The organism is Massilia luteola (assembly GCF_034420155.1).
Classification (GTDB): Bacteria; Pseudomonadota; Gammaproteobacteria; order Burkholderiales; family Burkholderiaceae_D; genus Telluria; species Telluria luteola.
On the sequence record NZ_JAXOFN010000018.1, the window covers coordinates 39,972 to 61,577 of the forward strand.

General features: G+C 67.3%; 19 protein-coding genes. 7 read left to right on the forward strand and 12 right to left on the reverse strand.

Annotation, left to right across the window (positions count from 1 at the left end; translation table 11 throughout):
• Positions 1 to 297: 297 nt before the first annotated feature.
• Positions 298 to 1,833 (reverse strand): dipeptidase, encoded by a 1,536-nt coding sequence (locus U9J41_RS18255; protein WP_322403591.1) that lies wholly within the window; start codon positions 1,831 to 1,833, stop codon positions 298 to 300.
• Positions 1,834 to 1,944: 111 nt separating this feature from the next.
• On the opposite strand from U9J41_RS18255, the gene U9J41_RS18260 reads away from it, so the two are divergent.
• Positions 1,945 to 2,799 carry a pirin family protein gene (locus tag U9J41_RS18260; RefSeq protein ID WP_322403592.1) on the forward strand — a complete coding sequence of 285 codons (855 nt, stop codon included), beginning with the start codon at positions 1,945 to 1,947 and terminating at the stop codon, positions 2,797 to 2,799.
• A 123-nt stretch (positions 2,800 to 2,922) separates the two neighbouring features.
• Here U9J41_RS18260 and U9J41_RS18265 read toward each other — a convergent pair whose 3' ends face one another.
• Positions 2,923 to 3,288, reverse strand: coding sequence for a hypothetical protein (locus U9J41_RS18265; protein ID WP_322403593.1), 366 nt, complete (start codon positions 3,286 to 3,288; stop codon positions 2,923 to 2,925).
• A gap of 331 nt (positions 3,289 to 3,619) precedes the next feature.
• Between U9J41_RS18265 and U9J41_RS18270 the strand changes: the two genes are divergently transcribed.
• The 5 genes from U9J41_RS18270 to U9J41_RS18290 all read left to right on the forward strand — a co-directional run bounded on the left by U9J41_RS18270 (position 3,620) and on the right by U9J41_RS18290 (position 9,387).
• Complete coding sequence (locus U9J41_RS18270; RefSeq protein ID WP_322403594.1) at positions 3,620 to 4,669, forward strand: asparaginase; 1,050 nt, start codon at positions 3,620 to 3,622, stop codon at positions 4,667 to 4,669.
• 119 nt (positions 4,670 to 4,788) lie between these two features.
• Positions 4,789 to 5,235 carry a MarR family winged helix-turn-helix transcriptional regulator gene (locus tag U9J41_RS18275; RefSeq protein WP_322403595.1) on the forward strand — a complete coding sequence of 149 codons (447 nt, stop codon included), beginning with the start codon at positions 4,789 to 4,791 and terminating at the stop codon, positions 5,233 to 5,235.
• 26 nt (positions 5,236 to 5,261) lie between these two features.
• Positions 5,262 to 6,764 carry an MDR family MFS transporter gene (locus tag U9J41_RS18280; protein WP_322403669.1) on the forward strand — a complete coding sequence of 501 codons (1,503 nt, stop codon included), beginning with the start codon at positions 5,262 to 5,264 and terminating at the stop codon, positions 6,762 to 6,764.
• An 18-nt stretch (positions 6,765 to 6,782) separates the two neighbouring features.
• Positions 6,783 to 8,228 carry an efflux transporter outer membrane subunit gene (locus tag U9J41_RS18285; protein ID WP_322403596.1) on the forward strand — a complete coding sequence of 482 codons (1,446 nt, stop codon included), beginning with the start codon at positions 6,783 to 6,785 and terminating at the stop codon, positions 8,226 to 8,228.
• A gap of 4 nt (positions 8,229 to 8,232) precedes the next feature.
• Positions 8,233 to 9,387 (forward strand): HlyD family secretion protein, encoded by a 1,155-nt coding sequence (locus tag U9J41_RS18290; protein ID WP_322403597.1) that lies wholly within the window; start codon positions 8,233 to 8,235, stop codon positions 9,385 to 9,387.
• Between the two features lie 14 nt (positions 9,388 to 9,401).
• Here the strand turns inward: U9J41_RS18290 and U9J41_RS18295 are convergent, their stop codons facing one another.
• From U9J41_RS18295 to U9J41_RS18340, 10 genes are all read right to left on the reverse strand, one after another.
• Complete coding sequence (locus U9J41_RS18295) at positions 9,402 to 9,692, reverse strand: protealysin inhibitor emfourin (protein WP_322403598.1); 291 nt, start codon at positions 9,690 to 9,692, stop codon at positions 9,402 to 9,404.
• Positions 9,692 to 10,720 (reverse strand): M4 family metallopeptidase, encoded by a 1,029-nt coding sequence (locus tag U9J41_RS18300; RefSeq protein WP_322403599.1) that lies wholly within the window; start codon positions 10,718 to 10,720, stop codon positions 9,692 to 9,694. Before U9J41_RS18300 ends, U9J41_RS18295 begins: the two co-directional genes overlap by 1 nt.
• A gap of 95 nt (positions 10,721 to 10,815) precedes the next feature.
• Positions 10,816 to 11,742 (reverse strand): 2-hydroxyacid dehydrogenase, encoded by a 927-nt coding sequence (locus U9J41_RS18305; RefSeq protein WP_322403600.1) that lies wholly within the window; start codon positions 11,740 to 11,742, stop codon positions 10,816 to 10,818.
• The gene (locus U9J41_RS18310) at positions 11,739 to 12,437 is read right to left on the reverse strand and encodes a fumarylacetoacetate hydrolase family protein (RefSeq protein ID WP_322403601.1); all 699 of its coding nucleotides are present in this window, start codon (positions 12,435 to 12,437) and stop codon (positions 11,739 to 11,741) included. The genes U9J41_RS18305 and U9J41_RS18310 overlap by 4 nt, the downstream gene beginning before the upstream one ends.
• Positions 12,438 to 12,637: 200 nt before the next feature.
• Complete coding sequence (locus tag U9J41_RS18315) at positions 12,638 to 13,579, reverse strand: LysR family transcriptional regulator (protein ID WP_322403602.1); 942 nt, start codon at positions 13,577 to 13,579, stop codon at positions 12,638 to 12,640.
• 56 nt (positions 13,580 to 13,635) lie between these two features.
• A complete protein-coding gene (locus U9J41_RS18320; RefSeq protein WP_322403603.1) occupies positions 13,636 to 14,586 on the reverse strand; it encodes a glycoside hydrolase family 43 protein in 951 nt (316 codons plus the stop codon).
• 101 nt (positions 14,587 to 14,687) lie between these two features.
• Positions 14,688 to 15,680 carry a galactofuranose ABC transporter, permease protein YjfF gene (gene yjfF, locus U9J41_RS18325; protein ID WP_322403604.1) on the reverse strand — a complete coding sequence of 331 codons (993 nt, stop codon included), beginning with the start codon at positions 15,678 to 15,680 and terminating at the stop codon, positions 14,688 to 14,690.
• Positions 15,677 to 16,711 (reverse strand): ABC transporter permease, encoded by a 1,035-nt coding sequence (locus tag U9J41_RS18330; protein ID WP_056439537.1) that lies wholly within the window; start codon positions 16,709 to 16,711, stop codon positions 15,677 to 15,679. Before U9J41_RS18330 ends, yjfF begins: the two co-directional genes overlap by 4 nt.
• Positions 16,708 to 18,228, reverse strand: a complete 1,521-nt coding sequence (locus tag U9J41_RS18335) for a sugar ABC transporter ATP-binding protein (RefSeq protein WP_322403605.1) — start codon at positions 18,226 to 18,228, stop codon at positions 16,708 to 16,710. Before U9J41_RS18335 ends, U9J41_RS18330 begins: the two co-directional genes overlap by 4 nt.
• Positions 18,229 to 18,232: 4 nt before the next feature.
• Entirely contained in the window at positions 18,233 to 19,195 is a 963-nt protein-coding gene (locus U9J41_RS18340; RefSeq protein ID WP_322403606.1) for an ABC transporter substrate-binding protein, read from the reverse strand.
• 274 nt (positions 19,196 to 19,469) lie between these two features.
• Here U9J41_RS18340 and U9J41_RS18345 point away from each other — a divergent pair, with 274 nt between their 5' ends.
• Positions 19,470 to 21,602, forward strand: coding sequence for a type VI secretion system Vgr family protein (locus tag U9J41_RS18345; protein ID WP_322403607.1), 2,133 nt, complete (start codon positions 19,470 to 19,472; stop codon positions 21,600 to 21,602).
• Positions 21,603 to 21,606 lie beyond the last annotated feature (4 nt).

Sequence of the window (21,606 nt, forward strand, 5' to 3'; positions counted from 1 at the left end):
ATTTTCCGACAATCAACGGGCCGCGCGGAGGCTTGTCCGGGGGCCGTGGCGCGGTCTGCTGTCTCTCCTAGGGAAAAGCCGCCGGACAGGCGTTTTTTCCCTATGAAGAAGGACGTCGTGTAGGTGCAAACCTACAAAATTTTTGGAAGGATTTACACATTTTGGCGAGACCAGGACCTACACGACGGTCGAGCGACCAAAATCGTGAAGCGCCTCGACAAGCGGGCGCGGCCGGCGGGCAAATGTGTCGTGGGAAGGAAGAACGCGGGCATGGCACGACCATGCCCGCGGGAGGCGTTACTTGGCCAGCTCGGCCATGACGGCCGTGTACATCTCGAGGTTCAGCAGCAACTGCTTGGTGGTGATGAACTCGTGTTCCGAATGGCCCGTGTAGACCGTGTGCGGCATGGCCGGGCCGAAGCTGACGGCGTGCGGGAACAGGCGCGAATTGGTGCCGCCGCCGATGGCGACCGGCTTCGGGTCCTTGATGCCCGTGAAGTACGCGAACGTCTTCATCAGCACCGGCAGCTGGGGCGCATCCTTCTGCACCCACGGGTCGCCGATCTGCGCCGAGATGTTCGCCAGCTGCACGTGCGCACCCTGCCACTGCGCCAGCGCGGCATTGATCTCGTTGGTCAACTGCTCCTTGGTCTTGCCCTGCGGGCGGCGGATGTTGATCGACAGTTCGATGGCGCCGTCGTCGTGCTGGCGGATCACCGTCGGCGCGAACGTCATCGGGCCCATGAAGGCGTCGCGGTACGCGATGCTGCCGAATTTTTCGCCGAAGTAGCCGGTGCCCACCATCTCGTTGAGGAAGTTCACCAGGGCGCCCGCCGTCGTGTCCGGCCACGGTTGCACGGCCAGCGCGTCGGCCAGCATGCTGATGGCGTTGACGCCGTCTTCCGGCTTGGACGAGTGCGCCGACAGGCCCTTGGCCGTGACGAGCAGGTCCTTGCCCTTCCATTCGAACTGGTAGTGCATGCCGACCTGCTTGCCGGCGCGCGCGCGGACCTGCGCCTCCAGTGCCGGCGTCGCGTCGGCGACGAGGGCCTGCGCGTCCTCGGGGATCTGGCTGCCGAAGAACCCGCCGCGGAATTCCTTCACGAAAGGCGCGCCCGCGGGCGGCGCGGCGGCCGTTTTCGGCATCGTGACGGCCAGCGTGCCATAGCCCTTCTCCGCCGTGACGGCCGGGTATTCGGCGTCGAGCGTGATGTTCATCTGCGGCAGCGTGTGCCCCTTGATGAAGGCTTCCAGCGGGCCCCAGTCCGATTCCTCGGCCATGTAGACGTACAGCTCGATGCGCTTGGACAGCGGCACCTGCAGGTCCTTCAGCGACTTCATCGCGTACAGCGCGGTGGCGATGGGGCCTTTATCGTCCTCGGCGCCGCGCGCCAGCAGGCGGCCCGGTTCGCTCGTGCCGTCCAGTTCGAACGGCGACTTCTTCCACTTGCTCGCATCGACGGGCTGCACGTCGCCATGCGCGACCAGGCCCACGCGCTCCGTCCCCTTGCCCAGCCCGACGACGGCCACGCAGCCGTAATCGGTAAAGTCCAGCCCCAGCCGCTCCGCTTCCTGCTTCAGGTAGGCCTTGAACGCGATGTGGCGCGGATTGCGTTCGCACGGGATGGCCTTGTCGGCCACCGTGTTGTAGCTGACGAGCCTGGACAGCGTGTCGACCACGTCGTCGCGGTACGCCGTGACGGCATGTTTGGCGGCCTTGATCGCGGCGTCGCCGGGCACGGCCGGGGTCGCGGTCGGCGCCCCCATCGCGCTTGCCGCCCAGGCCAGGCTGATGGCCGCGGCCAGGTTGCGTGCGCATGTTTTCGTTTTCATCGTTATCGTCTCCATGATTGCAAAAGCGCAACGAGTCTAGCAGGGATGCGGGAAGTGCGTGCGATGGGGTATCGTATTGGTTCGAACCATCGGAGAAGCGGAGAAACGAGCATGGCCCACAAGATCATCCGGCGCGTGCATGCCGCGCTGCGCGACGATATCGGCGACCTGATCACCCGGCGTCCCGTGCCGGGTCCGCACCTCGACCAGATCGATCCCTTCCTGTTCCTCAACCACCACGGACCGCAGGTCTACCCGCCGCACAACCGCGGCCTGCCGTTCGGGCCGCATCCGCACCGCGGCTTCGAGACCGTCACCTTCATCCTCGACGGCCTGCTGGCCCACCGCGACAGCGCCGGCCACGAAAGCGTGATCGGCCCCGGCGGCGTGCAATGGATGACGGCCGGCCGCGGCATCGTGCACGCGGAAGTGTCGCCGCGCGAATTCATGGAGCGTGGCGGTCCGCTGGAGATCCTGCAACTGTGGGTCAACCTGCCGCCCGCGCTCAAGATGACGGCGCCGCGCTACGTCGGATTGCAGGCGGACGGGATTCCGGTCGTGGACAAGGGCGACGGCGTGCGCGTGCACCTCGTGTCGGGAACGGTCGGCGGCGTGACGGGTCCGGTCGCATCGCTGACGGGCGTCGCGCTGTGCACGGTGGAGATGAAGGCGGGCGCGCGCCTGCACCTGGACGGCCTGCTCGACCGCAATGTATTCCTGTACGTCGTGCGCGGCGTGATCCAGTGCATGCCGGAGACGGTCGGCGCCTGCCACCTGGCCGAGTTCGAACCGCAGGGCGACGAGATCGAGATCCTGGCCGACCACGACAGCCTGCTGCTGCTGGGCCATGCCGAGCCGATCCGCGAACCGGTCGTGGCGCACGGGCCGTTCGTGATGAATACGCGCGCGGAAATCCAGCAGGCGATCGCCGATTACCAGGCCGGGCGCTTCGGCGCGCCGATCTGAGCGGTCAATCGCGCACCTGGCGGGCGGGGTGCGGCGCCGGGGCGTGGCCGCCCCGTGCGCGCCGCAGTGAAAGGCGCCGGCCCGGGCCATATCGGCCAGGCCGGCCGTGTTCGGCGCCGCGCATCAGCGCGCGGCCTGGTTGACGACGACCTCGTCGGGGTACGGCACCTGGTTGAACGCGACGATGGTGCCCGTCTCGCGCGTGACGAATTTCTTCGGACCGACCGGCACCAGTTCTTCGTGCTTGCCGTCGATGTCGATGTACAGCCGGTTCATCCGGTTCGTCACTTTCATCGTGCGGCCGTCGGTGAGGAGGAACGCACCGCGCATGTGCCGGGCTTCGTCCTCGTCCAGGCGGTACGAGTGCGATGTGCCCGGCAGCTGCACGGCGCTGGCGCTGGCCGACGAGGGCGCGATGGACGGGTCGGCGAACGCCGACAGCGACAGGGTGGCGGCGCCGATGAAGGCCAGGGCTTGTTGAATACGCATGATTGCTCCGAAGTCAAGATACGAAATATAGAACGGACCACGAGCGCGATTTCAAAATGATCGCCGGATGCTCAATGGGTCCACCGTTTTTCATATCGCCGCATCGATAATGTGCGGCGAGTGATGACAGTGTAGGAAGCGCTTGCGCCGGCGTCATCGGCGAACGGCCGAAGTGTCGAAAACAGGGGTTGAACCGTCGAAAAGCCGGGCCGGAATGCTGAGGATGCATATAGTTTTTGACATCGTCCGCGCCGGCTCGGGGGCGCGCCGCGCGGCCGATATCCGTTACAGTGTCGGCGTCGAGAAGCCCATCCGGACGAAGGAGAGACCGATGCACCCAGCGCCCCTGGTGGCCACGACGCGTGGCTATCCGCAAGACCGTGACCTGGCCGGCGGCTATGCGGTCGAGAACATCCACCATGGTTCGATCGCCGTCGTCGACGTGGCCGGCCACCTGCTGTGGTCGGCAGGCGATCCCGACGTCATGACGTTCACCCGTTCGGCCCTGAAGCCGTTCCAGGCCCTGCCCTTCGTGCTGGACGACGGCCCCGCCCGCTTCGGCTTCACCCGCGCCGAACTGGCCCTGCTGTGCGCCAGCCACTCGGGCGAGGAAAAGCACCTGGTGGGCGTGACAGCTATCCTCGACAAGATCGGCGTGGACGAAAGCCAGCTCGCCTGCGGCTGCGCGGCGCCGCTGTACTACGACGCCGTCGGCCTGCCCGTGCCGGCCGGGCGGCGCTGGCGCACGGTCCACCACAATTGCTCGGGCAAGCACAGCGGCTTCCTCGCCTGGTGCCGCCTGCACGGCGCGCCGACGGCGGACTACGTCGATCCCGCGCACCCGCTGCAGCGCGCGATCCGCGCCACCCTGGCCGATTGCGTGCGGATGACGGAGGACACGCTGCCGATGGGCATCGACGGCTGCTCGGCGCCGAACTACGCGATGCCGCTGGCGCGCCTCGCGCACCTGTACGCGCGCCTGGCGCAACCGGGCCCGGACCCCCGCCTCGGCGGCGCGCTGGGCGAGCTGTTCGACGCGATGACGGCGCACCCGGACATGGTGTCGGGCGATTCGCGTACCGACCTCGCGTGGATGCAGGCCGGCGGCGGCGACTGGGTCGCCAAGATCGGCGCGGACGCCGTGCAGGCGATCGGCATCCGTTCGGCCGGCATCGGCATCGCGATCAAGGTAGCGGACGGCGCCCCGCGCGCCCTGCACCCGGCCACGTTCTCCGTGCTCGATCAACTGGGCCTGCTGGACGCCACGCGCCGCGCCCACCTCGACCCGTACCGCGCACCGCCGCTCAAGAACGCGCGCGGCATCGTCGCCGGCGACGTCCACGCCGTGTTCACGCTCGACAAGGCCGAGCCGCCCGCCTGAATCGACAATTCGGGGTCAGAGCCCGGTTTTAGGAAATTGATCTCGATTTCATTGCCAGCTTGCACAGTTCGCCGGCGTCGCATAAAATCGATAGGTTCCTATCTATTTTATGACTAATGATGAGTAGCCTACCCGAACCGTTCGAAGAACGCTTCTCGGCAGCCCTGCACACGAGCGCGCGGCTGTGGCGGCTCGCGCTGGACAAGCGCCTCAAGCACCTGGGCATCGGCCAGTCCGGCTGGATGACGATCGCGATGATCGCCAAGTCGGGCGAACCGATGTCGCAGCGGGCGCTGGCCGACCTGGTCGGCGTCGAGGGGCCGTCGATGGTGTCGATGCTGGACCGCCTGGAGCGCGACGGCTTCGTCGCGCGCGCGCCCTCGCCGCTCGACCGCCGCGTCAAGCTCGTGCACCTGACCGACACCGGCAAGACCGTCTACGCCGAAGTCGTCGGGGAAGCGGCGCCGTTCCGCGCCGACCTGCTGGCCGGCCTCGACCCGCAGGCGCTGGCTACCGCGACCGTCCTGCTGGAGACCTTGAAGAAGCGCCTCGAGGACACCCTGTGACGACGGCCGCGCCCATCAACCGCACCATGATCACGATCTCGATCATGCTGGCGACGATCATCCAGGCGCTGGACGGCACCATCGCCAACGTCGCCCTGCCGCACATGCAGGGGTCGCTGTCGGCGTCGCAGGACCAGATCACGTGGGTGCTGACGTCGTTCATCGTGGCGGCCGCCATCGCGACGCCGCTCAACGGCTGGCTCGTCGACCGCTTCGGCTTGAAAAAGGTATTCCTCGTGTCCGTCGCGGGGTTCACGCTCGCCTCGGTGCTGTGCGGGATTTCGGCCACGCTGACGGAAATCGTCGTCGCGCGCATGCTGCAGGGCGTGTTCGGCGCGGCGCTCGTGCCGCTGTCGCAGTCGGTCCTCCTCGACATCAACCCGCGCGAAAAGCACGGGTCCGCGATGGCCGTGTGGGGCATGGGCGTGATGATCGGCCCGATCCTGGGCCCGACGCTGGGAGGCTGGCTGACCGACAGCTACAGCTGGCGCTGGGTCTTCTTCATCAACGTGCCGATCGGCGCGCTGGCGTTCTGGGGCATCTGGCGCTACATCCACCATACCGACGCGGCGCGGCGCGTCCGCTTCGACACGTTCGGCTTCGTCACACTGTCGGTCGCCATCGGCGCGCTGCAGATGCTGCTCGACCGCGGCGAGCAGAACGACTGGTTCGCCTCGACCGAGACGTGGGTCGAACTGATCCTGACGACGCTCGCCTTCGCGTACTTCATCGGCCACACGCTGACGCGCCCGGCCGGCCAGTCGTTCGTCGACTTCCGCCTGCTGAAGAACGCCAACTACGTCACGGGCCTGCTCCTGATCTTCATCGTCGGCATGGTGCTGTTCGCGACGCGCGCGCTGATGCCGACGATGCTGCAGGGCCTCATGGGTTATCCGGCCAAGCTGGCGGGCCTCGTCACGGCGCCGTCGGGCCTCGGGACGATGGCCGCGATGATGATCGTCGGGCGCCTCACGGGCAAGGTCGATTTCCGCCTGCTGCTGGGCGTCGGCTTCGCCATCACCGCGTTCTCGCTGTGGCAGATGACGCACTACACGCTCGTGCTGTCGCAGTCCGACATCGTGTGGCCGGGCGTGATCCAGGGCGTGGGCCTGGGCCTCGTGTTCGTGCCGCTGTCGGCCGCCACGTTCGCGACCCTGTCGCCGCAGATGCGCGCGGAAGGCACGGCGCTGTACAGCCTCGTACGCAATATCGGCTCGTCGATCGGCATCGCGCTCGTGCAGGCCCTCCTCGTGCGCAACACGCAGATCGCGCACGCGTCCTTGGCCACGCAGGTGAACGCCGCGAATCCGGCCGTGCACGATCCGATGAGCCTCTACGACATGGCGACGCAGGCCGGCCCCGCCCTCATCAACAACGAAATCACGCGCCAGGCGTCGATGATCGCCTACGTCGACGACTACTGGCTGATGATGCTCCTGACCCTGGCCGTGATCCCGACGCTGCTGCTGATCCGCCCGCCCAAGGCAGCCGCCGCGCCGGCGCAGATCGACCACGCCGCCCTCGAATAAGCGAAAGACCCGAACAACGTGCGACACTTCAAACTCATCCCCATCGCGGCCGCCGCGCTGGCCCTGCTGTCAGGCTGTATCAGCGTCCCGCCCGACACGAACAAGGCGCCGGGCCCCGACTTCGCCAAGGCGCAGCATGCGTCGGCCATTCAGCTGCCGGCCGACGCCTGGCCCGCCGAGCAGTGGTGGCTCGACTACCACGACCCGCAGCTGAACGGCCTCGTGGCGCGCGCCCTGCGCGACAATCCGTCGCTGGCGGTGGCCGCCGCGCGCGTCGCCAGCGCGCGCGCGGCGTTCGGCGTGGAAGTCGCCAACGAAGGCGGCAAGGTCGATCTCGCATCGGGCCTGAACCGCCAGCGCTATTCGTCGAACGGCTTCTTCCCGCCGCCGATCGGCGGGGCGTGGTTCAACGACGCGTCCGTGTCGCTGCGCGCATCGTACGACTTCGACTGGTGGGGCAAGCACCGCGCCCTGATCGCCGCCGCGCTGGGCGAGACCAATGCGGCCGCCGCCGAAGCCGCGCAGGTGCGCCAGACCCTCGCCGCATCCGTCGTGCAAAGCTATCTGCGCCTGCAGATGCTGTGGGCGCGCCAGGACAACACGAACGCCCTGATCGCCGTGCAGCGCGACGTCATCGCCGGCCGCAAGACGCGCATGGCGCATGGCCTGATCAGCGCCGACGGCTTGCTAAGCGCGGAGCAGGACCTCGCGAGCCTGCAGGAACAGGCGGCCCATTACGACACGGACGCCGCGCGCGAACGCGAAGGCCTGCGCGCCCTGGTCAACGGCGACGCCACCGCGCTGAACGATCTCGCGCGCTTCCAGAGCGCACCTGCGATCGATGCCGTGCCGCGCGAGCTGGGCATGGAACTGCTCGCGCGCCGCCCCGACCTGCAGGCCGCGCGCTGGCGCGTCGAGGCGCAGCTGGGGCGCGTGGCCGCCAGCGAAGCCGCGTTCCGGCCCGACATCAACCTCGCGGCCGCCATCGGCCTCGATGCGACGTCGCTGGGCAAGCTGCTGCGCTATCCGAGCCGCACGCCGCTGCTCGGCGCCACGCTGGACCTGCCCCTGTTCGATAGCGGCCGCCTGCATGCCCAACTGGGCAGCGCGAGAACGAGCCGCGACGAACTGCTGGCCGAGTACAACGAGGCCGTCCTGACCGCCGTGCACGACGTCGCGCGCGAAGCGGCCACCCTGCAAGGCATCGAGAAAGAGACACGGGCGCACGCCGTCACGCTTGACGCGAGCCGCAAGCTGGCCGCGAACGCCGAGGCCCGCATGCAGCGCGGCCTCGCCGACCGCAGCGCCGTGCAGCAGGCACGCATGGCCGTGCTGCGCCAGCGCGACGTCGGCCTGCAATTGACGGACGCACGCCTGCAGACGCAGGTCGCCCTCGCGCGCGCGCTCGGCGGCGGCTACCACGCGACGCCGCCCGCCGCCCTCACCCAATCGAACACCAGGTAAAGCCATGAGCACCGAGACCCAAGCCACCTCCAATAAAAAACGCCGCGTCGTCCTGGCCGGCATCACCGTCGCCTTCCTCGCCGCCGGCGCGGCCTACGCCGCCTGGTATGCGCTGGTCGCATCGAAACGCGTCGAGACGGACAACGCCTACGTGGGCGGCAACCTCGTGAACGTGTCGTCGCAGGTGACGGGCAGCGTCATCGAGATCCGCGCCGACGAGACCCAGCTGGTGCAGGCCGGCACCGAGATCGTCCGCCTCGATCCGTCCGACGCGGAAGTCGCGCTGGCCCAGGCCGAGGCGCGCCTCGGCACGGCCGTGCGCCAGCAGCGCGAGCGCTACACGAGCGTGGCGCAATACGAGGCCGTCGTCGACCAGCGCCGCGTGGAACTCAAGGCCAAGCAGGAAGACCTGGCGCGGCGCGCGCCGCTGGCGGCCGACAACCTCGTCTCCGGCGAAGACGTGGCGCACGCCCGCCGCGCCGTCGACGACGCCCGGGCGCTACTTACAGTCGCGCAGAAGCAGCTGGCGGCCGCGCGCGTGACGGTGGCGGGCGTGTCGCCCGCCGAACACCCGAACGTGCTGGCCGCGAAGGCCGACTACCTGTCCGCGTGGCTGGCCGCGCGCCGCAACGCGATCGTCGCGCCGGTGTCGGGCTATGTGGCCAAGCGCAGCGTGCAGGTGGGCAGCCGCATCGCGCCGGGCGCGCCGTTGCTGTCGATCGTGCCGCTGGACCAGCTATGGGTTGAGGCCAACTTCAAGGAATCGGAACTGCGCGACATCCGCGTGGGCCAGGCGGCCACCGTCGAAGCCGACATCTACGGCAGCAAGGTGGTCTACCACGGCAAGGTCGTGGGCCTCGGCGCGGGCACGGGCAGCGCGTTCTCGCTGCTGCCGGCGCAGAACGCCACGGGCAACTGGATCAAGGTCGTGCAGCGCGTGCCGGTGCGCATCTCGCTCGACCCGAAGGAACTGGCGGCGCATCCGCTGCGCGTGGGCCTGTCGGCCACGGTCGACGTGGACATCAGCCACAAGGGCGGCAGCGCGCTCGGCACGGTCGCCGCACCGGCGCCGGCGTACGCGACCACCGTGTTGAACCAGCCGTTGCAGCAGGCGAAGGCGGCGACGGATGCCATCGTTGCCAGGAACATGGCCAACTGAGAGGCCGTGCCGCGTTACGTTCGTTCGATGAATTCGACCAGTTCCCGCAACGCCGGCGGCGCCGCGTCGAGGTGAAAGCGCACCTGGCGCGGCGTACCGTCGTCGATCGTCAGCGTGTACGTGAAATCCCACGACTGCGGCCGCGCCTTCAGCAAGGTCGGCGGCAGTTGCGCCAGGTCGAGCGCCCGCACGAGCCTGCGCGCGCGCGCGGCGTCGCTGGCCGTCAGGCTGTCGACGTCCACGTCGCGCGTCTGCGCGCCCGCCGGCCCCGTGAAGCCACCCACGCAATGCAGCGACAGGCGCATCACACGACGCCCACCTCATGCCACGCGCCCCGCACGGCCGCGGCCTCGGCGGAGCCCACGCCGTGGCGCAGCTCGGCCGCCTTGGCGGTGGCCTGGGCGGCGTCCGCGAACGTCGCGTCCGGATGCAGCAGCGGCAGCGCCTGGTACCAGATCGGCCCCGCCTTGTCCCAGCTGTGCCCGCCCAGCTTCATCGCGGCGAGATAGAACGCGTGGTTGGAGATGCCGGAATTCGTGTGCACGTCCCCGCCGTCCACATACCCCGCCATCGTGCCCGGCTGGTCGTCGCCCGACCACGTGAGGGCCGTGTTGCCCGGATCGGCCATCGAACGCAGCGCCTTGCCGACGGCGGGCGTCATGATGCCCGCACCGATCAGCCAGTCGGCCTTCCTGACCGTCTGCTTGAGGTGCCATTGCTTGACGATAGAGCCGAACACGTCGGACACGGATTCGTTCAGCGCCCCGCTCTGGCCATCGTAGACGAGGCCCCCGCCCGGCACCGTGTACTGCGTGACGCCGTGGGTCAGCTCGTGCGCGATCACGTCGAGCGCGTGCGTGAAGCCGGTGAACAGCTTGCCGTCGCCGTCGCCGTAGACCATCTGGCGGCCGTTCCAGAACGCGTTGTTGAAGCTCTTGCTGTAATGGACGCTCGAATCGATGCCCAGGCCGCGGCCGTCGATGGAATTACGGTGCAGGATCTGCAGGTAGAAGTCGTAGGTGGCGCCGGCGCCGTCGAATGCCTCGTTGACGGCCGTGTCGGCCACGGGCGCCGCCGTCTCGGTGCGGACCAGCTTGCCGGGCAGGCGCGTCTTGTGGTGCGCGTCGTACACGGTGCGGTGCTTGACGCCGGGCGCCACCTGCAGGCCCGGCGCGGCGAGGCCGCTGGCCGCGCGCTGGCCGCGCAGGAAGGCCGAGCGTTCCATCTGCTCGAGCAGGTGCTGGCGCTCCGCCTCGTCGGCCTGGACGGCCAGCTTGCGCAGCATCGAAGACGGGATGATGAAACAGGTGCACGCGGGCGTGTGGATGTGCATAGGACCTCCATGGCGGTTTGCGCTGGTCTTGATGAGCGTAATCCACACGGCCGCGCTGCGGCGCACAATAGCCGCCCTGCGGCGCGGCCCTTGCCTCAGTCCGGCTCGACCGGCGTCAGCGCCCTGCCGCTGCGGAACCAGGTGCGCACATTGTCCAGCATGAGCTGCGCCATCGCGGCGCGCGTCTCGTGCGTGGCGCTGCCCACGTGCGGCGTGAGCATCACGTTGTCCAGCGCGAAGAAACGCGGGTCGATGTCCGGCTCGTTGTCGAACACGTCCAGCGCCGCGCCGGCGATGTCGCCCCGCTCCAGCGCCGCGAGCAGCGCCTGCTCGTCGACGAGCGAGCCGCGCGCCACGTTCACGAAGTAGCCGGCGGGGCCCAGCGCGTCCAGCACGCGCCCGTCGATCAGGTGCTTCGTCTCCGCGCCGCCGGGCGCGACGGCGATGAGGATGTCGCTGTCGCGCGCGAGCGTGGCCAGGTCGGCCTCGTAGCGCCATGCCAGGTTCTGGTCCGTCCGGCCGTGGTAGGCGAGCGCGACGCCGAACATCTCCAGCCGGCGCGCGATCTCCTTGCCGATGCGGCCCATGCCGGCGATGCCCACGTGCTTGCCCGCCAGGCTCGTCGCCAGCGGGAAACCGGCCGCCGTCCAGCGGCCCATGCGCACGTAGCGGTCGGCCTGCGGCAGGCGGCGCAGCAGCGCCAGCAGGGAGCCGATGCACAACTCGGCCACGGCGGCGTTCAGCACGTCCGGCGTGTTGGCCACGACGATGCCGCGGCTGGCCGCCAGAGCGCGCGGGATCAGGTCGTAGCCGACGCCGCAGGTGGCGATGATCTCGAGCGCCGGCAGGCGCCGCACGACGTCTTCCGGCACCTCCTGGTTGCTGCGCGTGACGATGGCGCCGACGTCGTTCGCCAGGTGCGGCTCGCGTTCGAGGTCGGCGAGGCCCAGGCAGCGGAATTCGGCGTCGAGCTGGGCCTGGATCTCGGGTGCGAAGCCCCCGATCTGCAGGACCGTCTTCATGCCCCCGCGCCGATCCGGAGTTCGAACGTGGTCACGCCGTCCACGCCGCCGCGCACGTGGTCGCCCGGGTTCAGCGCCGCGACGCCGGCCGGCGTGCCCGTGTAGATCAGGTCACCCGGCGCCAGCGCGACGAGGCGCGACAGCGCGGCGATCACGTCCGCCACGGGCCAGATCATCTCGTTCAGGTTGCCTTCCTGTTTCACCTGCCCGTTCACCTCGAGCCAGATGCGCGCATCCTGCGGGTGGCCGGTGCGCACGACCGGCACGAGCGGGCTGCACGGCGCGGAGGCGTCGAAGCCCTTCGCCATGTCCCACGGGCGGCCATCCTTCTTGGCGACGGCCTGCAGGTCGCGCCGTGTCAGGTCCAGGCCCACGCCGTAACCCCACACGAGGTCCAGCGCGCGCTCGGGCGCGATGTCGGTACCGCCGCCCTGCAATGCGACGACGAGTTCGACTTCATGGTGCAGATCGCGCGTGGCCGACGGATACGGCACGGTGCCGCCGGCCGGCACGACGGCGTCGGCGGGCTTGGTGAAGAAGAACGGCGGTTCGCGGTTCGGATCGGCGCCCATCTCGCGCGCGTGGGCGGCGTAGTTGCGGCCGACGCAGAACACGCGGCGCAGCGGGAATACCTGGTCGGAACCGGCCACGGCGAGGGCCGGGACGGCGGGAGGCGGGATGACGAAGCCAGTCATGCGGATCCTTGTAAAGTCTTTACGGTAGCACCGGGCCAGCCGGATGCGCCGGACAGCCTAACACAATCGCGCTGTGGACGAAGGAGCAACGGCGGCAGGGTGGGCACCACGTGCCCGCGCGCGACGCATGCGGTGTGTCGACGATGGTCCCGATGCCGCCATCGACGTATGCGCGATGCCGGCGTCCGGCAGGCACGCGCCTAGTAGATCTCCTTGGCCGCTGCCCGCACCGCGCGCAGCAGCAGGTCGGCACCCGGCGACAGCAGGTGGTCCTGGTGGCGGATGATGCCGAACGCGTCCATCTTGCACGGCAGTTCGATCGGCAGGATGCGCATCACGTTCAGCGATGCGTAATACTGCGCGACCTCGATCGGCATCACGTGCAGCGAATCGGTCTGCTGCAGCAGCGCCGTGATCATCAGCATGGCGGTCGTGTCGACGTTGTTGGACGGCGGCTCCAGGCCGGCGCGGCGGAACATCATGTCGAAGCGGTAGCGCAGGATGCTGCCGTGCGGCGGCACGATCCACGGCAGCGGCGCGATGTCCTGCAAGGCCAGGTCCTTGCGCTCCAGCAGCGGATGGCCGGGACGGACGACGGCGCAGGCCGGCTCCTCGGTCAGCTCTTCGTAGATCAGGCCGGACGTGTCGCCCGTGTCGAAGATGCGGCCGATCATGAAGTCCAGCATGCCGTGCTGCAGTTTGTCGAGCAGCAGGTTGCTGGTCTCCAGCTGCACGCCGATGCGCAGCAGCGGGGCGTCTTCCTTCACGCGGGCGATGGCGCGCGGCAGCAGCGCCATCGCGGGCGTCATGATCACGCCGACCTCGACCTGGCCCGTGAGGCCCGCCTTGAGCGTGACGATGTCGTCGTGCGCCAGCGCGAGGCTCGTCAGGGCCATGCGCGCGTGGCGGATCATCGTCTCGCCGTAGATCGTCGGCTCCATGCCGCGCGGCAGGCGCTCGAACAGCTTGACGTCCAGCATCTCCTCGAGATCCTTGATCTGCTTGGAGGCGGCCGGTTGCGTCATGTGCAGCTCGTCCGCGGCGCGGTGGATGTTGCGGTAGTCGTCAAGCGCGATCAAGAGCAGCAGCTGGCGCGTCTTGAGCCGGGCCTTGAGAAACCAGTTCGGGTTGGTCGTATCCATCAATACATCATATCATTATAGATATTGCTTCAACGAGAATTCAGACATAACCGTCATCACTTGCACGCGGCGGACGGGTTCGCGGCCGGACCCTGTGCGGTCTGCGCCACGGGCAGGATCTTGCCGTCCGGACCGTAGTGCAATTCCTCGACTGCGACCGAGCGGCGGTACTCGCCGCCGGTCGGCAGCTTGCCGTTGTGGTAAATGATGTAGGACTTGCCGTTGAAGTCGATGATCGCGTGGTGGATCGTGCCGAGGTTCGTGTTCTTCTCCATGATCACGCCGCCGTAGGACCACGGGCCGGTGGCCGTGGGGCCCGTCATGTACGCGGTCTCCTCCGGCCACTTGCGCGAGTACGACAGGTAGTACTTGCCGGCGTGCTTGTGCAGGTACGACGCTTCCGTGAACGCTTCCAGGCCCACCGTGTGGATCGGGCCGTCCAGCTCCGTCATGTCGGCTTTCAGCTTCGCGTACTTCATGACCGTATTGCCCCAGTACAGATAGGCCTGGCCGTCGTCGTCGACGAAGATGGCGGGGTCGATGTCGTCCCAGCCGATCGGCGTCTCGTGCGTCATGTCGTTGGTGACGAGGGCCGAACCGCGCGCGTCGACGAACGGGCCGGTCGGGCTGTCCGACACCGCCACGCCGATCGCCTTGCCGGGGATCGTCCTGTGCTCGACCGTCACGTACAGGTAGTACTTGCCGTTGCGCTTGGTGATGTCGCTGGCCCAGGCGTCCTTGGCGGCCCATTTGAACGTGGAGAACGGCACGCCCTTCGGATGCTCGGTCCAGTGCTGCATGTCGCAGCTGGAGAACACCTTCCACTCGTTCATCAGGTAGTCCTTGCCGCCGACGGGGGCCTCGTCATGGCCGACGTACAGGTACACGCGGCCGTTGTCGACGAGGGCGGCCGGGTCGGCCGTGAAGATCCTGCTGGTGATGGGATTGGCGGCATGGGCGAGCGCCGCCGTCGCGACCAGGGCCGCGGCGAGCGTGGGTTTGAGCATGTAGTCTCCGTTATTGTACGATCACCGGCGTTGGCGACGCCGGGTACAGCAGGGGCTGCGCGCGCCTCCGTGTGGCCGGAGGTCGTGCGCGGGAACCGCCTTTATTCTTTCGAACGCCCGCCCATCACGCGCTGCACGACGCAGAAGATGAACAACAGCGCCCCGATGACGATCCGGGTCCACCACGAGCTGAGCGTGCCGTCGAAGGCGATCAGCGTCTGGATGGCGCCCAGCACCAGCACGCCGGACAGCGCGCCGGCGATGTAACCGTAGCCGCCCGTGAGCAGCGTGCCGCCGATGACGACGGCGGCGATGGCATCGAGCTCCGTGCCCTGGCCGTGCAGGCCGTAGCCGGACAACATGTAGAACGAGAACAGCACGCCGGCCAGCGCTGCGCAGAAGCCCGACAGCGCATACACGAGGACCTTGGTGCGGCCGACGTTCAGGCCCATCATCGCGGCCGACTGCTCGTTGCCGCCGACGGCGTACACGGCGCGGCCGAACGCCGTGTAGTGCGCGAGCCAGATGGCGACGAGCAGCACGACGACGGCAATGATGGCGCTCGGCGACAGGAACGCGCCGAAGATGGGCACCTGCGTCTGCGACATCGCGGTGAACATCGGATTGTCGATCGTGATCGACTCCACGCTGATCAGGTAGCACAGGCCGCGCGCGAGGAACATCCCGGCCAGCGTGACGATGAACGGCTGCAGCTTGAACAGGTGGATGATCGCGCCCATCGCGCCGCCGAAGCACGCGCCCAGCAGCAGCACGAGCGCGATGACGGCGAGCGGCGGCCAGTGGGCGTTCTGCAGCAGCCAGGCCGAGATCATCGTCGACAGCGCCAGCACGGAACCGACCGAGAGGTCGATGCCGCCGGACAGGATCACGAAGCCCATGCCCACCGCGATCACGAGCAGGAAGGCGTTGTCGATCAGGAGGTTGAAGATCACCTGCAGCGACAGGAAGCCCGGATACACGGCCCCGCCGATGCCGAGCATCGCCAGCAGCAGGACCACGGTGACGATGGACGTGAACCACGGCGCGCTGGAGATTGCACTGCGGCCGCGGGCATTCGTTGCGACCGCGCTCATGCGGACCTCCGCAGGATGTTCTTGAATTCGCTCGACTGCGAGATGCAGACGGCGAAGACGACGATGGATTTGACGACCATGTTCACTTCGGGCGGCACGCCCAGCGAGTAGATGGTGGAGGTGAGCGTCTGGATGATCAGCGCGCCGATCACGCTGCCCACCAGGCTGAATTTGCCGCCGGCCAGCGAGGTGCCGCCCAGCGTGACGGCGAGGATCGCGTCCAGCTCCAGCAGCAGGCCCGCATTGTTGGCGTCCGCGCTCTTGATGTTCGACGTGATCAGCATGCCGGCCAGGCCCGCGCAGGCGCTGCAGAACACGTACACGAACGTGATGAGCGTCGCGGTGCGCAGGCCCGCGAGGCGCGCCGCCACCGGATTGATGCCGACGGCCTGGATGAACAGGCCGAGGGCCGTCTTCTTCACCAGCAGCAGCGTCGCCGCGAACACCGCGGCCACGACGAACAGCGAGAACGGCAGGCCGGCCAGGTAGCCGCTGCCCAGGAAGAAGAACGGCTGGTAATACACGGTGACGATCTGGCCGTCGGTCAGCAGCTGCGCGAGACCGCGCCCCGCCACCATCAGGATCAGGGTCGCGACGATGGGCTGCAGCTTGATCCCGGCGACGAGCACGCCGTTCCACAGCCCGCACAGCAGCGCGACGCCGAGCGCCGCCGCCAGCGCGAGGGCCATCGGCGTTTCGGGCGTGCTGCCGCCGATGAGCATCGCCGACACGGTGCCGGACAGCGCGACGACGGCGCCGACGGAGATATCGATACCACGCGTGGCAATGACAAGCGTCATGCCGAGCGCCGCCAGCATCAGCGGCGCGGCGCGGTTGAGGATGTCGATGATCGCGCCGTACAGGTGCCCTTCCTTGACTTCGAGGTGGAAGAAGCCGGGCACGAGGAACGCGTCGACGAGCAGCAGCGCGACGAGCGCGCCGATCGGACGCACGAGCGGATGCAGCAGCCAGGCGGTGCGCGATGCCCCCGCCCGCGCGGCCGGTTTGACGGTGGCGCCGGTGGTGCTCATGCCGTCTCCCCCGCGATCACGTGCAGGACGGACGTCTCGTCGAGATCGCCGCGCCGGTACTCGCCGCACGCCTTGCGGTCGCGCATGACGACCATGCGGTCGGACACGCGCAGCACTTCCGGCAGTTCGGACGAGATGAAGAGAATGGACATGCCTTTGCGGCACAGGTTGCTGACGTAATCCATGATTTCCTGCTTGGCGCGCACGTCGATGCCGCGCGTCGGTTCGTCGAGAATCATCAGGCGCGGATCGGTCGCGAGCCAGCGCGCCAGCAAGACCTTCTGCTGGTTGCCGCCGGAGAGCGTGCCGATGGGCGTCTCGATGCTGGCCGTCTTGATGCCCAGCCACTTGACGTAGTCCAGCGCCAGCTGCTGCTGGCGCTTGAAGGGAATGGCGCGGAAGATGCCCTGGCGCGCCTGCAGCGCGAGGATCAGGTTTTCGCGCACGGACAGCGCGAGGATCGCGCCTTCGTGCTTGCGGTCTTCCGAACAGAAGCCGATGCCCGCGCGAATCGCGTCGCGCGGATTCGCGAAACTCACCTGCTTGCCGTCGATGTCGATGGTGCCGCTGTCCGCCTTGTCGGCGCCGAACAGCAGGCGCGCGGTTTCGGTGCGGCCGGAGCCCAGCAGGCCGGCAAGGCCCAGCAGCTCGCCGCGGCGCAGTTCCAGGTCGACCGGCGACAGCACGCCCTTGCGCGCGATGCCGCGTGCGCGCAGGAAGACGTCGCCGGGTTCGGACACCGCGCCCTGCTGCGCCGCGTCCGTCGCGTGTTCGGCGTCGGCGGGCGCGCCGATCATCTTGTTGACGAGGGCCAGGCGCGACAGGCTTGCCACCGCATACTCGCCTTCGCGCTCGCCGTTGCGCATGACCGTGATGCGGTCCGAGATCGCATACGTCTGGTCGAGGAAGTGGGTGACGAACAGGATCGCCATGCCCTCTTCGCGCAGGCGGCGCAGCACCGAGAACAGCATCTGCACTTCCGCCTCGTCCAGGCTGGACGTCGGCTCGTCGAGGATCAGCACGCGCGAATCCGTGTTCAGCGCCCGCGCGATGGCGACCATCTGCTGGATCGCGAGCGGATAGTCCGCCAGCGGCTTGCTGACGTCGACGTGGATCTCCAGGCGGGCCAGCAGCGCCGCGGCCTGCGTGCGCATGCTGCGCCAGTCGACCATGCCGAAGCGGCGCGGATAGCGGCCGATGAAGATGTTTTCCGCGACCGACAGATTCGGGCACAGATTGACTTCCTGGTAGACGGTGCTGATGCCGAGGTTCTGCGCATCCTGCGTGGAGCGCGGCTGGATCGCCCGGCCGTTCAGCACGATGCCGCCGGCATCCGGCTGATAGACGCCGGTGAGGACCTTGATCAGCGTGGACTTGCCCGCGCCGTTCTGGCCCATCAGCGTATGGACTTCGCCGGGGAACAGGCGCAGTCCCGCTTCGGACAGCGCCTTCACCCCGGGAAAAGCTTTGTGGATGCCGGTGACTTCCAACACCGGCTGCTTCGAATCGACCATCATCGACTCAATACTTACGGTTCGGGAGTTCCTTCGCCGCCACCTCAGCCGGGAACACGCCCTCGTTCACGACGATGCGTTTCGGGACCGGCTTGCCGGCCACGACAGCCTGCGCCGTCTGGATCAGGGTCGGTCCGAGCAGCGGATTGCACTCGACCGTCACGTTCAGCTTCCCGGCCTTCATGGCCTCGAACGCGCCTTTCACGCCGTCGATCGAGATGACGATGATGTCCTTGCCCGGTTTCAGGCCCGCTTCCTCGATCGCCTGGATCGCGCCGATGGCCATGTCGTCGTTGTGCGCGTACAGCACGTTGATGTTCTTGCCTTCGGACTTCAGGAAGGCTTCCATGACTTCCTTGCCCTTGGCGCGGGTGAAATCGCCGGTCTGCGAACGGATGATCTTCAGCTTCGGATTCGCCGCGATGACTTCGGCGAAACCGGCCTTGCGGTCCAGCGCCGGCGCGGCACCGGTCGTGCCTTGCAGTTCGACGATGTTGAGCGGCTTGCCGCCGATCTTCTTGTCGTAGTCGAGCAGCCAGCGGCCGGCGCGGCGGCCCTCTTCCACGAAGTCGGAACCGATGAAGCTGACGAACAGCGACGGATCGCTGACCTTGACGGCGCGGTCGGTCAGGATCACGGGGATCTTCGCGTTCTTCGCTTCGCGCAGCACGGTCTCCCAACCGGTCTCCACGACCGGCGAGAACGCGATCACGTCGACGCGCTGGGCGATGAAGGAACGGATGGCCTTGACCTGGTTCTGCTGTTGCTGCTGGGCGTCGGCGAACTTGAGGATAACGCCGGCCTTCTTGGCGGCTTCCTTGATCGAGGCGGTATTCGCCGTGCGCCACTCGCTTTCGGCGCCGACTTGCGAGAAGCCGATCGTAAGGGGTTTGGCGGCAAATGCCGGGATGGCGGTTGCGCACGCGACAGCGGCGGCAACGCCCAGGAGGGTTCTACGGGTGACGGTCATCACTTTGTCTCCGGAATTGTTGTGCATGGATACTATGACAGAAGTGACATATTCATCCAATCATTTTTTTCACCCTATCAATACCGAATTCAGTATCAGATCCATGAAACGTCGCAACTTGATGACACGAGGTGAAATTCCGTCGGTCTCGGTCACCTACTCTTCCGGCATTGCACAAAAGTGTTAAAGATTTTCCTCGCGAGCTCAACAAACGTATATAGTACGTGCCGTTATTGTTTTAAAAATAACATTTTGTTGAGTACAGGAAAAAGGCATGGGCAATGCACTCCGTAATCTCCAAGAACTTCTCATCGACCGCCAGTACGCGCGCATCCTGCGGCTGACGTTTCCGCATCACGACGGCCCCCGATCCGAGCTCCTGGTCAACAAGCTGGAAGCCGACGAAGGACTCTCGCGCGATTTCGAATTCACCGTCGAACTGCTGTCGAACGATGCCTCGCTCGACCTCAAGGACCTGCAGGGCAAACTGCTGTCGGTGGAACTGGTGCGCAACGACGGCGAGATCCGCTATTTCACGGGCTACGTCTTCAGCTTCCGCTTCGTCAAGACCGACGGCGACGTCGCGTTCTACGAAGCCGCGCTCGGGCCATGGCTGAAGTATCTGGACCTGCGCAGGAACTGCTTCCTGTTCCATGACGCGACCCTGTACGACCAGACGCGGCGTATCTTCGGCGATTACCAGGCGCTCCCCGCATGGGATTTCCGCGGCCACGGCGACCACCCGCCGATGACCGAAGCGTGCCAGTTCAACGAGTCCGACTACAACTACCTGAGCAGACGCTGGGAAGCGGCGGGCTGGCACTACGCGTACGAACACACGGCCAAGGGCCACAAACTGATCCTGGGCGACGATTCGACCGGCTCGGAGCCGATCGACGGCGTGACCATCGACCTCCAGCGCCACACCGGCTCGCAGGAAGAAAACAGCATCGGCGAATGGTCGGCCCGGCGCCACATCGTGCCAGCGAGCGTGGCGCTGTCCTCGTTCGATTTCAAGGCGCCGCGGCCCCGGCACGTCGACGTGCCGACGCGGCACGAGCAAGGCATGGTGTTGCGCAAGGAATCCCACGATTACGCGGGCGCTTATGGTTTCAAGGACCGGCGCGACGGCGAACGCCTTGCCGCGCTGCGCATGGAAGAACTGGAACACGCGGGCAAGATCTTCGAGGGGACCGGGAACAATCGCAACGTGGTCCCCGGCCGCTGGTTCCGGCTCACGGGCCGCTTCTACGGCGGCAATAACGAAGACCGCGAATTCCTCATCATCAGCGTGCGCCACAGCGCCAGCAACAATTATCACGTGAACGATGCCGGTCCGCCGCACTACGAGAACCGGATCACCTGCATCCGCAAGGTCATCTCATGGCGTCCCGGGCCGGGCTTCAACAGCGTCGAGCCGAAAATCTACGGGCTGCAGACGGCCATCGTGGTCGGCCCCAAGGGCGAAGAAATCCACACCGATGAATACGGGCGCGTCCGGGTCCAGTTCCATTGGGATCGCGAGGGCCGGTTCGACGAACGGAGCTCGGCGTGGCTGCGCGTCGCCACTGCCTGGGCCGGCCCGAATTTCGGCATGACGTCGATCCCGCGCATCGGCGCCGAAGTGATCGTCCAGTTCCTGGATGGGAATCCCGACCGCGGCCTCATCACCGGCATGGTACCGAACGCCGACAACATGCCGCCGTGGCCCCTGCCTGCGAACAAGACCCAGAGCGGCATCCTGTCCCGCTCGACGCCGAACGGCAGCTACGGCAACGCCAATGCCCTGCGCTTCGAGGACATGAAGGGCAAAGAGCAGCTCTGGCTCCACGCCGAGCGCGATCAACTGACCGAAGTCGAGCACGACGAGGACAAATGGGTCGGCAACGACCGCCGCAAGACCATCGACCGCGACGAGACCTCGCACATCGGGCACGACCGCACCGAAACGGTCGGCAACGACGAGACGATCGCCGTCCACAATGACCGCAAGGAGACGGTCGACCGCAACGAAACGATCGCCATCGGCGGCAACCGCGTCAAGTCGATCGGCAGGAACCGCAAGGACGATATCGGCAAAAACTGGTCCACCTACGTGGCCAGGATGAAGACGGAAACCGTCGGCATGGCCTATCTGCAGAACGTCGGCATGGGCCGCATGGAGAACGTGGGCCTCGCCTACAACCTCAACGTCGGCACGATCATGGCGACCGTCGTCGGCATCAACCAGATCACCAAGGTCGGCAAGGCGATCTCGATCACGGCGGGCGAAGAGCTGTCCATCACGGTCGGCCTGGCGACACTGAAAATGACGGCGGACGGCAAGATATTCATCAACGGTTCCCAGATCAGCGTCGATGCGACCGGGCCGTTGCAGATATCGGGCAAGGACGTCGACATCAACTGACGGA